General features: G+C 67.2%; 4 protein-coding genes and 1 pseudogene. 4 read left to right on the top strand and 1 reads right to left on the bottom strand.

Annotated elements, in window-relative coordinates:
* Positions 1-54: 54 nt before the first annotated feature.
* Positions 55-644 (bottom strand): annotated as a pseudogene (locus ACWC2T_RS23680) (CPCC family cysteine-rich protein).
* A 539-nt stretch (positions 645-1,183) separates the two neighbouring features.
* Between ACWC2T_RS23680 and ACWC2T_RS23685 the strand changes: the two are divergent.
* The 4 genes from ACWC2T_RS23685 (at position 1,184) to ACWC2T_RS23700 (ending at position 13,865) form a co-directional block, all read left to right on the top strand.
* A complete protein-coding gene (locus tag ACWC2T_RS23685; protein WP_450672331.1) occupies positions 1,184-1,537 on the top strand; it encodes a hypothetical protein in 354 nt (117 codons plus the stop codon).
* Positions 1,538-1,743: 206 nt separating this feature from the next.
* Positions 1,744-2,049 (top strand): hypothetical protein, encoded by a 306-nt coding sequence (locus tag ACWC2T_RS23690; RefSeq protein ID WP_450672332.1) that lies wholly within the window; start codon positions 1,744-1,746, stop codon positions 2,047-2,049.
* Positions 2,050-2,278: 229 nt separating this feature from the next.
* Positions 2,279-13,366 (top strand): LamG-like jellyroll fold domain-containing protein, encoded by an 11,088-nt coding sequence (locus ACWC2T_RS23695; RefSeq protein ID WP_450672333.1) that lies wholly within the window; start codon positions 2,279-2,281, stop codon positions 13,364-13,366.
* Positions 13,302-13,865 carry an Imm1 family immunity protein gene (locus ACWC2T_RS23700; protein ID WP_450672334.1) on the top strand — a complete coding sequence of 188 codons (564 nt, stop codon included), beginning with the start codon at positions 13,302-13,304 and terminating at the stop codon, positions 13,863-13,865. The genes ACWC2T_RS23695 and ACWC2T_RS23700 overlap by 65 nt, the downstream gene beginning before the upstream one ends.
* The last annotated feature ends 29 nt before the right edge of the window (positions 13,866-13,894 follow it).

Here is a 13,894-nt window from a genome sequence, read left to right on the forward strand (position 1 = left end):
ACGAGGCGTCGTTATCGCCGTCGAGCTGTTGGAGGAGGGCCCCGATGGGGTACGTCATGATGCAGCCGAGTGGCCGCGGCGCCAGGAGGTGGGCAGCCACCAGCAGAGCACCGAGCGGTCGTCGGGCCACGGGGCGCGGTCCTCGGCTGCCCAGTCCTCGAAAGAGTCGCTTGTCAGGTCGATGGGGCGGCAGGCGGGATCGAGCGGCTCGTCCTCGGCCGGTGGGCGGACGTACCGGCGGTCGTGCTCGTCGCAGGCGCCGAAGTCCTGGTAGTTGCGCTGGGCCTCGGTCAGGGAGACCCGCCCGCCATGGTCGGCCAGCGGAACTGGACCCCGTCGTCCTCCCAGAAGCAGACGGGGCAGATCTCGTACGAGCCGGGCATCGCGCTCAGCACGCGGTGTCCGCAGCACGGGCAGGGGTAGGAGTCGCTCACCTGCGCAGTTTCGTTGCAGCCCGTGTGCGATGGATTTCTCAGCCCCGGGACCCCCGACCAGTCCGCAGCCAGTCCGCAGGACACCCGTAAACGGCCGTCGGGAGCCAACGTATGCCAACGAGGAAATCCCTGGTCAGAGCCCTGGAGGGCACTCCGCCGCAGGTCAGGATCGGGCTTCAGGCATTCCGCTTCAATGTATAAGCCACGCATTACCGTGGATCCGGCGAGTTAGCAAACCGCCAGGTCAGGCGGGGTCGACCCGGATTCGGGTCGACCCCGTTCGCATGCCCGTAGCCGGATCTCGGCTGGATGATCTGACGCTTCGTCACCTGTCGTCATCCGTCGCTCTCTGCACGCCGGCTAGAACATCCAGGCCCCCAGGACGAACGGCCCTGTCGTCGCCCGCACGGGCAGGTTGGCCGGACGTCATGGCGTCCGCGGGCGCGCCTGGCCGCAGGTTCGAGTCAGGAGCCGTGATACACCCGTCCGGCGTGCGAAGCCACGTCCCGACGACCACTCCCGCTCTTGCGAGCGGGGATCGGCAGCCCCGGCCCCGCGAGACCGCCAGTCGCCGCTTGCGCCCGACCACCTACCGGTCCAACGGACAACGAGTTGGACCGAGTACCGCAAACCGGTGTCCGGCTGTCGAGGCGATGCCGGAGGTCGTGCGATAGCGTTCCCCGATCCTGAGCCGAGTCTTCATCGCAAGATGATCGCTTCGGTCCGTGCTGCCTTCAAGGGGGTAGTCCATGACGTCATTGCAGAAAGGTCGCGGTTCCATCGGCGGTGATGGCCGACGGAAGTGCGTCCTGAAGTGGGTGAGCCGGTGCCTGCTGGCGCTTGTGCCGCTGGGCAGTGCCGGTCTGCTGTGTCCGGTGCCGTCGGCTGTTGTCGCCGCACGGCGGCGGAGGCGGGCGGACTGGGTTGCCTTCGCAGGCTTCACGGTGCTGTGGCTGCTGTGGATAGCAGACCTGGCCGAGTCGCCGGACGGCGGGACGGGTTTGGCGTTCGCCGGCAGTTTCGTGCTGTTGGTGGTGAGCACGGTGGGCGCGGCACTGCACTCTCTGCTCGCCTGGTCGGACCGGCCGCAAGGGGAGTTGTGATGCTGAGAATGCGGGGTCGTGCCCGGTGGATCACTGGTTCGGCGGCCGTACTGGTTGTTGCCGCTGTCGCTGTGGCGTTCTGGCTCGGGGGAGGAGGTTCGAACGCGCCGCAGGTGAGGGCGCGCCAGTACACCTCGTCGGAGGCGTGTCTGCTGACGGACGATCGAGGGATCGCCGGTAGGCAGGCGGCGGTGGTGTGGGCGGGCATGGAGGATGCTTCGCTGGCCACGCACGGGAAGGTGTCGTACCTCCAGGTGGCCGGCCCGGCGACGGTGCCGAACGCGATCCCGTATGCCAACTCCCTTCTTCAGCGGCACTGCGACATGGTGCTCGGGGTCGGAGCCGCGCAGGCCGGGGCCGTCGCTCAGGTGGCCCAGAAGGCATCCAGGGCGCGGTTCGTCGTGGTGCGCAACGGCGGTGGGCCTGAGTGGCGGAATGTGACAGCGGTGAGCCTGTCCGCTGACACCCGCAGGGAAGTCGCACACGTGGTGGAAGCTGCGCTGCGTCGGTAGTCGGGGGAAATCACCCCACAGCCCGTCAAATCGCATGAGCCGAGGGCTTCGTGGCTGGTTCCGTTCCTTATCTAAAGTTTACTCAGATGATCTAGCTGCTTGGTGATCATTCCTGCCAGGGTTTGGCTCGTTTCTGCGCCTATCTTGTGCGGAGTTGGTGACCATGCGGCGTCGTTCCTTGTACCGCTCGCGTCGGCGGTTTGTCTTGCCCCGACGCTTGCGGCGCGCTGTGGCAGTTGTGACGCTGGTCGGCTTCGCGCTGATGCTGACGACGCAGGACGCGATGGCGATGGGAGGGAGTCTCCCGTCGCTGTCGATGCCCAGCCTGAGCGGATTCGTCGACTGGCTGACGGCGGGTCCGTCGGGTTGGGGCAAGGTGCCGCGGCAGGCCTCGGGCACGGCGGCGGGCCACGGTCACCACGCCTCCGTGTCGGCCACCAAGGCCCACCGTGGGGCGGGGCACCGGCCGGGCAAGGGCAAGGGAGAACTGCCCTCCTATGCGCCCTACGCCCGCCACGCGGGTCGAGGCCTGAGCCACACGGTGACCGGGTTCTCGGCCAAGACGAGCCGCCGTATCGCCGCCAAGTCCTCGGCAACCTCCGACTACTTCGCGAACGCCGACGGTTCGATCACCCGGAAGATCGCCCAGCGGCCGATCAACTACCGGGATGCATCGGGCTCTTGGCAGGCCATCGACACCAGTGTGCAGAAGGAGACATCGGACGGGCGCTGGCACGAAAAGGCCAACTCCCTGTCGGTCGACTTCGCTTCGTCGGCGAACGACAAGGTTCTGACCTCCTTCGCGGTGGACGGCAGCCACTCGCTGTCCTACAGCCTGCAGGGTGCGGCCAGGGTTGCCGGAACGGCTTCCCGCGCGAGGGTCACCTATCCGGGTGTGCTGCCGGAGACCGACCTGTCGCTGGCTCCGCTGGCGACCGGGGTGAAGGAGTGGATCGTTCTCCACTCCGCGCAGGCGGCCAACGCCTGGACCTTCCCGCTCGCACTCAAGGGCCTGACGCCGGTCCAGAAGAAGGACGGCTCCATCGCCCTGGTCGACGCCTCCGGCAAGACGGTGGCGGAGATCCCGCATGCCTACGCCTACGACTCCAAGGTCGACCCCCGCTCCGGGGATCCGGCCACCACGCACGCCGTGACCTACCGACTGGTGCACACCGGCGGGCAGTGGGCGCTGAAGGTGATCTTGGACGCCGCGTGGCTGCACAGCCCGGCCCGAGTCTTCCCGGTCACCGTGGACCCCGAGGTTCAAGACGGCTGGACGACGACGTATGCCGAGTCGGGCTCCGGCAACGGCGGGGACCACTCCTATGAGGAGTTCCTGAAGATCGGCTCGTACGACTCGGGGACGACCAAGGCCAACAGCTTCGTCAACCACTGGTACACCAGCTGGGACGGCTCCGGCGTCACGGTGACGGCCGCTTCGCTGAACCTGTTCGACACGTGGGCGTCGACCTGTACCGCGGAGCGTTTCGATGTCGCGCAGATCACGCAGTCGTGGACGCCGAGTTCGGTGACGGCCTACCCCGGTCCTTCCTACGGGGCGTCGATCGGTAATGCCACCCCGACGGTTTCCCACGCCTGTGCGAACACCTCGTCGGACCCGACTGTCGGTGACTGGGTGAACGTGCCGCTGTCCACCTCCGCGATCCAGGGCTGGATGAACGGCACGACGGCCGACTACGGCCTGGCGGTGTACGCGTCCACCGCGGACAACCTGCACTGGAAGAAGTTCGGCTCCTTCATGGACCCGAGAAACGGCCCGTGGCTGGACGTGACCTACACCGGCAACTCCGGTCCGCAGCTGTACCAGCAGTACCCGAACAACAACGCGGTCGCCTACACCACCACCCCGGAGCTGACCGCCTGGGCGGCCGGGGCGAACGCGACGGGCAGCAGCAGCACCCTCAAGTACGACTTCACGGTCTACGACAACACCAACACCAAGCTCGCCGACTCGGGCCTGATATCCACCGGGGACTGGACCGTCCCTGGGGGCACGCTGACCTGGGGGCAGACCTACTACTGGCGAGTGCAGGCCTACGACGCCTCGATCTGGTCGCCCGCGCTGCCGCTGTCGGCGCTGAACATCCAGGTTCCGCAGCCGTTGATCACCTCCGGTCTCTCGCAGAACAGCAGCGAGCACGGCTTCGATCCGGCGATCGGGAACTACACCACCTCCGACATCGATGCGAGCGTGTCCAACTCGGGCCCCGCCCTGGATGTGGACCGCGACTACAACTCACGTGACCCTCGATGGACGGGCGCGTTCGGCGCGGGCTGGTCGAGCGTGTTCGACGCTCAGGCGAGCGAGCAGTACAACGCCGCTGGGTCCGTCACCGGGGTCACGGTCACCTATCCGGATGGCTCCCAGGTCGGCTTCGGCAAGAACGGCGACGGCTCGTTCTCGCCGCCGTCGGGCCGGTGGGCCACGTTCAAGTCCATCACGGGCGGCTATACGCTGACCGACAAGAACGACACCGTCTACACGTTCACCCAGCCGCTGGGTTCCGGGGCTTACGGGATCAATTCGATCACCGACGCAAACGGCCGGGCCCTGAACTTCACCTGGTCCGGCGGCCACGTCAGCCAGATGGCCTCCGCGGTCTCCGGCCGGTCCTTGCATCTGACGTGGTCCACCCCGACGGGCGCGAACGCGGCGCATGTGGCGACCGTGTACACCGACCCGGTCGCCGGCACGGACCAGAGCACCGACCTGACCTGGACCTACGGCTACTCCGGCGACCAACTGACCTCGGTGTGCGCGCCGACCGACGGCACGAAGTGCACGACCTACGCCTACGGCTCCGGCTCGCAGTACCAGAACGCCTCCTTGGACCTGGCCCCGTACACCCTGTGGCCGATGTCCGAGGCTTCGGGCACCACTGCCAAGGACGCGGTGCTGGCCAACGAGGGCACGACGAATGCCACCTACAACAACGTCACGCTGGGCCAGCCGGGTCCGTTGACCGGGGGGTCCGCGACGGCGGCGGGCTTCAACGGCACTTCCTCGGACATGGTGCTGCCGAACAACCTGGGCAACAACACCAGTTCCGGTGCGCTGTCCTTGTGGTTCAAGACCTCTGCCGGTCCTGGGGTGCTCTACTCCTACGCTTCGACGCCCGTCTCCGCGGGCAGTGCCGCCGGGTATTACACCCCTTCCATATACGTGGGCTCGGACGGCAAGCTGAATGCCGAGTTCTGGTACAGCGGTGGCGCCGCGCCCATCGTCAGCTCGTCGGCGGTGACGGACGGCAAGTGGCATCACGTGGTGCTGTCGGCGGCGGGCAACTCCCAGTCGCTGTTCCTGGACAACACCAAGGTCGGCACCCTGTCCGGCACGGTCTCCATTCAGAGTGGGGTGGCGTTCGGCGCCAATCAGCCGTTCAACTACATCGGCGCCGGCTTCCTCGGCGGCGGCTGGCCGGACGAGCCGAACTACAGCACCACCAGCAAGACCGGCTACGCCACCTACTTCAACGGTTCGATCGCCGATGTCGCCTGGTACAACCGGCCGTTGGTCGCCGCCGACGTCAACGCCCTGTATCGGTACGGCACGCACGCGGCGAGCCTGCTGACCACGATCACCCGGCCCTCCGGCAACAAGTTCGCGCAGGTGGCCTACGACCCGGCCACCACCACTGTCACCCAGCTCACGGATGAGAACGGCGGGGTGTGGAAGCTCGCCGCCCCGTCCGTGACCGGCTCCTCGCAGACCTACCGCGGCGCGGTGCTCGGCGGCGGCCCGGCGGGGTACTGGCGGCTCGGGGACGCCGCCGGATCCAGCGCCGCAGCGGACGAGGTCCGCGGCGGCACCGCCACCTACAACGCGGTCACCCTCGGCGCAGCCGGCCCGTTCAGCGACCAGAGTGCCGCCTCGTTCAACGGCACCTCCTCCTACCTGCAGCTGCCTGCTTCCACCGCGACGGTGACCACGGGGCCGAACTCGGTGGAGATGTGGTTCAAGATGCCGTCCGGTAACACCGCCGGCGGTGTGCTCTTCGACCAGGAGCAGTGTGCGATCACCAACAACCCGATCGGTTGCGGTGGTTACAACCCGGCGCTGTATGTCGGGACCGACGGCAAGCTGTACGGCAAGTTCTGGGACAGCCACGGAACCAGCAACCAGATCGTCACCTCCGCCAAGGTGAACGACGGGCAGTGGCACCACGTCATCCTCGCCGCGTCCACCAGTGCCCAGGTCCTGTACCTCGACGGCAACCAGGCGGGAACCACGTCCGGCACCCTGTCGGCCACCGGCCAGGGCTACACCTACATCGGTGCCGGGGCAGCGGGCGGCAGCTGGACCAACCACCCCACCAACACCCTGGGCTACTTCCCCGGCTCCATCGCCGAGGTCGCCTTCTACCGGTCGCAGTTGACGGCGCAGGACACTCAGACGCACTTCGCGGCCGGCAAGAACTCCACCGGTCTCCTCCCGGTCTCCACGGTCACCGTCACCGACCCGGGCAACGCCACCCTCACGTACCGCTATGACGTGGTCAACGGCTACCGGAAGTTGTCCGAGACGGACGGACTGGGCAACACCACCAGCTACGGATACGACACCTCCGGGTTCGAGCACACCGTCACCGACCCGAACGGAGCGACGACCACCACCGGGCACGATGTGCGTGGCAACACGGTGTCGACGACCACCTGCCAGAACCAGGCCGCCAACACCTGCTCCACGGAGTACTTCAGCTACTACCCCGACGACACCACGGCGCAGCTGACGACCGCCGATCCGCGCAACGACCTGCTGCTGACGCGGCGGGACGGCCGGTCCAGCTCGGCCACCGACAACACCTACCTGACCAGTTACGGCTACGACACCAAGGGCAACCAGACCACGGAGACCACGCCCGCGGTGGCGGGGTTCCCCTCCGGGCGGACCACGACCACCACCTACAGCGACGGCACCTCCACCTACCCGGCAGCAGACTCCGGCAACGTCCCGGCCGGCCTGCCCGTGAAGACGGTGAGCCCGGGCGGCGCGGTCAACACCATCGCCTACCTCCACAACGGCGACGTCGCCTCCACCACGGACGCCGACGGCCTGGTCACCCAGTACACCTACGACGGCATCGGCCGGGTGCTGACCAAGACCGTCGTCTCGGACACCTATCCGTCGGGCCTGAAGACCTCCTACGTCTACGACGGTGCGGGCAAGGTCACGCAGGAGACCGAGCCGACCCTGACCGACCGTGTCACCGGTGCCCAGCACACCCCCGTCACCAGCACGACCTACGACGCGGACGGCAACGTCACCTCCCAGACGGTGTCGGACGCCACGGGCGGAGACGCCTCGCGCACCATCTCCTCCACCTACAACCAGTACGACCAGGTCGCCGGCGAGAAGGACGCCAACGCCAACGCCAACGCGAGCAACGGCGCGACGACCACCTACTCCTACGACGCCTACGGCAACAGGACCCAGGAGACCCATCAGGACGGCACCACCACCGCCTACTCCTACGACGCCGAGGGGCATCTGCTCACCCAGACCCTGAAGGGGTACACCGGCGACCCGGTCAACCCGGCAACGGCAAGGGACCTGGTGGAGTCCTCCCGTGCGTATGACCCGGCGGGGCGTCTGGCGTCGATCACCGACGCGATGGGCAACACCACCTCGTACACCTACCTGGACGACGGGTTGGTCGCGACCATCACCAAGAAGGACTCGTCCGGACAGAACCCGTTCGTGGTGGTGTCGAACCAGTACGACGCGGCCGGGAACCTCACCCAGCGCACCACCAACAACGGCGCGACGGTCACCCAGTACCAGGTGGATGCGGCATCCCGCACCACCTCGACCACGCTGGACCCGAGCGGTGTGAACCGGGTCACCCAGGTCTCCTACACCCCCGACGACCTGGCAGCCACCACCAACGAGCACGACTCCTCCGGAGCCGAACGCGTCACCACCGCCGCCTACGACCCGATGGGCCATGTCACCTCGCGAACGGTCTACGGTGACGCCTCCGGGCACCCTTCCGGCTGGTGGAAGCTCGACCAGACCTCGGGCACCACGGTCGCCGACGCATCCGGCACCGGCAACACCGCCTCGGCCACAGGCGCGACCTGGGGCAACAGCGCGGCGACCTTCAGCGGTGGCACGGGTCAGCAGATCGCGACCAACGGGCCGGTGGTCAACACCACCGGGTCCTACACGGTGTCCGCGTGGGTGAACATGTCGTCGCTGCCCACCCACAACGCCGCCATCGTCGCCCAGACGGGCACGCAGAACAGCGCGTTCATGCTCCAGTACAACTACGCGCACACCAATGCGCCGCTGTGGGGTCTGGTCGACACCAGCACCGACACCGCCAATCCGGCCAGCTTCCCGGCCGCGTACTCCACCTCCGCACCGACCACCGGTAGTTGGACGCACCTGGTAGGCGTGTACAACGTCAGCACCGGGGCGATGCAGCTCTACGTCAACGGCGCGCTCGCCGGGACGGGCACCAACACCAGCCCGTGGAACGCCGGCGGTCCGCTGACGATCGGGGCCGACAAGTACAACGGCGCGGCAAGTGACCCGCTGCCCGGCTCGGTCTCCAATGTGCAGGTCTATCCGAGGGCGCTGTCCGCGTCCGAGGTCGGCACGCTGTACGGCAACGGCCGCAGTGGCGGCACCGTCGGCTCGTCCAACCAGCAGACCACCACGTGGACGTACGACAAGCGCGGTCTGCCGACCTCGATGACCGACCCGAACACCAACACCACCAACTACTCCTACGACGAGGCCGGAAACCTCGCCGTGACCACGGCGCCCGCGATCTCGGTGGAAACCGGCGGCGGCACCCCGGTCACCGAGCACCCGGTCACCACCAGCGGCTTCAACACCTTCGGTGAGGCCGTCGAAGAGACCGACCCGAACAGGAACGAGACCGTCACCGCCTACGACGCCAACGGCAACAAGGTCTCCGAAACCCAACCCGACTACACGCCGCCCGGCTCTCAGACACCGATCACGGCGACCAGTACCTGGGCGTACGACAGCGACGGAAACGTCACCTCCGAAACCCAGCCGGACGGCGAGTCGGTCCAGTACCTGTACGACCAGTTGGGTGACCTCGCCCAGGTCACCGACCCGAACGGCGCCAAGACCCACACCACGTACGACACCAACGGCGATCCGCTGTCGGTGACGGACGGCACCGGCGCGCAGACCCAGGCCACCTACGACTGGCTGGGCCGCAAGATCACCGAGACCACACTGGAGCGCTTCCCGTCCTCGCGGACGCTGACCTCCACGCTGTCGTACGCGGCCGGCAGCACCAACCCGGGCGGCGCGTTCCTGGCCAGCCGGACCTCGCCGGAAGGCCGGATCACCTCGTACGGCTACGACAACATCGGCGAGCCGACCGCGCTCACCGACGGCGCCGGAAACACCACCCGGTTCAGCTACGACTTCGCGGGCCGCAAACAGAAGACGACCCTGCCGGACGGCACGTACAGCACCACCGACTACAACGCCTCCGACCTGCCCACGGCTGCCAAGCAGTACGACGCCTCGGGCACGCTGCTGGCGCAGACCTCGCAGGGTTACGACGGCAACGGCAACGTCACCTCGGCCACGGACGCGAACGGCCACACATCGACGTTCACCTATGACGCCACGGGGATGGTGACGCAGGAGGTCCAGCCGGTCGACGCCAGCACCTCCATCACCACTTCGTTCGGCTACGACGCGGCAGGCCACCGGACCCGCTTCACCGACGGACGCGGCAACAGCTGGATCACCAACTACAACTCCTACGGCCTGCCGGAGAGCGTGGTCGCCCCGACGACCGCCACCTACACCTCGGCGGCCGACTCCACCACCACGTACAGCTACAACGGCGACGGCCAGTTGGTGCACGTGGTCCAGCCCGGCAATGTGTCGTACGACATCGGCTACGACAAACTCGGCAACGTCACCCAGCAGTCCGGCGCAGGCGCGGAAGCGGCCACCGCCACCCGCAACTTCACCTACGACGCCGACAACCGGGTCCTGACTGCCGCCACCGCGGTGGCAGGCACCTCCGGGCAGCCCGGCTACCAGGCCGCCACCAACGAATCCTTCACCTACGACGACCGCGGAGACCTGCTCACCGCGTCCGGCACCGCAGGCTCCAGCTCGTTCGCCTACGGCAACGACGGCCTGATGTCCTCCCGCACCGACGCTGCCGGAACGACCTCATACACGTACGACAACGCCGGCCGACTGGCCACCCTGAACGACCCGGCCACCGGCACCAACCTCACCTACACCTACAACTCCCTGTCACAGCCGGCCACCGTCCAGTACGGCAGCACCGGTCAGCTACGGGCGTTCACCTACAACAGCTCCCATGAACTGACCGGCGACACCCTCAAGCAGGGCACCACGACGCTGGCGTCGATCAGCTACGGGTACGACCTCAACGGCAACCTCACGTCGAAGAACACCACCGGGGTGGCGGGAGCGTCCAACAACACCTACACCTACGACTGGGCCGACCGCCTGACCTCGTGGAACAACGGCACGTCGACGACCACGTACGCGTATGACGCTTCGGGCAACCGCACCCGGGTCGGCTCGAACGTCTACACCTACGACGCCCGCGACCAGCTCACCTCCGACGGCACCAACACCTACAGCTACACCGCGCGCGGCACGCTGAGCCAGCAGGCCAGCACGTCGGGAACGCAGTCCTTCACCTCGGACGCCTACGGCCAGCAGATCACCACCGACACCCAGACCTATGGTCTGGACGCGTTCGGCCGTGTCATGACCGACACCACGGCGGGCGGCGGACCGGCCCGCACCCTGCAGTACTCCGGTGCCGACAACAAGGTCGCGAGCGACGGCTCCTACGCCTACACCTACGACCCGACCGGCGGCCTGATCGGCATCAACTACACCGGCGCCGCCGACACCTCGACCGGCCGGCTGGCCATGACCGACCAGCACGACGACGTGGTGGCCACCTTCGCCGCCGGAGCGAGCACACTGTCCGGCTCGACGACGTACGACCCGCTGGGCAACACCACGGCCAGCAGCAACACCTTCGGCCAGCTCGGCTACCAGTCCGGCTGGACCGACTCGAACACGGGCAAGGTCAACATGGCCGCCCGCTGGTACAACCCTGCGACCGGGCAGTTCATGAACAAGGACACCATGTCCTTGAACCCGCTCCCCAACTCCGCCGCGGCCAACCCGTTCGCCTACGTCGACGGCAACCCGCTGACTCGCACGGACCCGAGCGGACACGGCTGGTTCGACGACCTGACGAGCTCCGTCTCCGATGCCTGGGACAGCGCCTCGAGCTGGGCCTCCAGCAGCTGGGACTCCGCGTCCAGCTGGGCATCCGACACCTGGGACACCGCCTCGTCGTGGGCCAGCGACGCCTGGGACTACACCTACCACGCGGCCGCCACGGTCGTTCACAAGGTGGTCCACACCGTCTACCGCGCGGCCCGCTACGTCTACCACCACGTACGCGACGCCTACCGCTGGACCGTTCACCGGGCACGACGCATCTACCGGTGGGCCGCACGGCACGTCAGGCACTACTACCGAGCAGCCGTCCACTACGCACGAACCGCCTACCACGCGGTGGCCCGTGTGGCCAGAAGAGCCATCCACGCCGCGGCCCATGCGGCGAGATGGGCCTACCACGCCACCGTGCACGCGGTGAAGACCGCGGCGAAGTTCGTCAAACACCATGCCGCCGCCATCACCTCGTTCGTCGCCTCCACCGCAGTCTTCATGGGCTGTGAAGCGGTGACGGAGGGCATCGGCACCATCGGCTGCGCCGCACTGTCGGGAGCGGTGGGCGGCCTGGTCGAACAAGGCTTCAAGTGCGCCAACGGAGGCGGCTCCGCCTGCAGCCTCGGCGCGTTCGGCGGAGCCGCCCTGGCCGGCGGTATCGGCGGCGCCCTGGGCGGAGCCCTCGGCGCGGTCGGCGGCAAGATCATGGCCAAGGTCATGCCCAAGGCTTTGGACGCGGTCGGCGGACTGTTCGGCAGAGGAGCGTCCGAGGCCGCTGACGCGGCGGCGGGGGATGCCACGGATGCCGCGGCAAGCCGCGCGGCATCCGACTCGGCCGGCTCCAGTACGGAGGAGGCCGGCGCCGGGCGCCCGAGCGCGGGCGAGGACGCTCCGGGCAAGCCGGTGAAGTGCGAGACGCACAGCTTCACCGGTGCCACGCGGGTGCTGATGGCCGGCGGCACTGCCAAGGCGATCGACCAGGTGAAGGTCGGCGACGTGATCGCCAACTCGGTACCGGGCGCGAAGGGAGTGGAGGCCCACAAGGTCACCGCGGTGATCGTCACCCGCACCGACCACGACTTCGTGGACCTGACCATCAAGAACACGGCCGCAACGGGCGCCGAGAACGCGGCGAAGGCCGGGGTGAAGGCCGCAGCCAAGTCCCTGGCCAAGAAGGCGGTCCGCAAGGCTGCCTTCGGCCTGGCAGCCTCGGCGGCGGTACTGGGCGCACTGTCAGCGGGCCACGGCCACGGCCAACAGCCGGCGACGGCACCGGTGGCGGCGGTCAGCGCGGCGGGTTCCCACCAGGTCGGGACCGGAGCTGCGGGTTCGGCCCACCAGGGCGGGGCCGGCCTGGCGGAAGCGGGTGACGCGGGCGCGCGTCTGACGACGACGTTCCACCACCCCTTCTACGACGAGACCCGCTCGGCGTTCGTCGACGCCCAGCACCTGACGCCCGGGGACGTCCTCCAGACCCCGACGGGCACGGCCGAGGTCACCAGTGTCCGCCTCTACCACGCGCACACCACGACCTACGACCTGACCATCGGCACCCTCCACACCTACTATGTGGAGGCGGGCACCACGCCGGTGCTCGTCCACAACTGTGGTAATACTCCAGACTATGTTGAAGCTGCTCGTCGCGACCTTGCGAGCAAGCGTCCAACCGTAGGCCGGATCTTTGATGCGGAGGGTAAGCCTCTCGGCGAAGAAGATGGGGTGCACGAGTTGGAGAGCGGCTCGGATTCGCTGTCGTCTGGCACCAATGCCTACATTCACGAAGCGGCAGGGAGGGGCGACGAGGCTATCGACCCGATTCACCCCCTGGGTAGATACCCGCAGGACACGCATGTGGAGTCGAAATACGCCGCGTGGATGCGCGATAGCGGAATCACTGAGGCTAATGTCGTGATTAATCATCCAACGGGCATGTGTAGTGATTTCCATAATTGTGTCGATGCTGTCGGGGCAATCCTTCCTGAGGGCTCTGTAATGAATGTTTGGGAGCAAGGCGCCACCGAAGCGCGGCAAATTTGGGGTAGGGCACCAGTTGATTCTTAACGTTCGAATCGGTTCCACGTACCACTATGCGGAGACGTGGCAGGAGATGTCGGACCTCATTGAGCAGGTCATCCGAGAGCAACAGTGCGTAATTCCAGGCGTCGGCATCGGTGATGGTGTGGTGTTCATGTTCGCCAGCGAGCGTCACGCCGCTCAGACTCGTGGCTGGCGGCCGGACAACCATCTCCATGTCGGGGTGAATTCTTCAACTGGGTATGGCGGACTTGTTTGGTATGTAAGTCCCAAACGAGCTGATGAGTCCGGGGATGAGATTTCTCAGTGGTGTTGGGTGTCTGACAATCCCACGCCGCCAGAATTTGACCCGCAAGTTCTCTCCGATCCGGGAAGCCCTCTTTGCTATGACCCTCGAAGTACGCTTCCTGTTACCCAAGTTCGTGCAGCCTTGGAGGAGTTCTGTCGAACAGGCACGGGTGATCGGCCCGAATGCATCAACTGGGTTCGCGGCGAAATCAATGGGGAGCGCCTGAAGCTCGGTTAGTAGCGAATTTTGGTTTCTCGTCTGCGTAA

This window comes from Streptomyces sp. NPDC001393 (assembly GCF_053597455.1).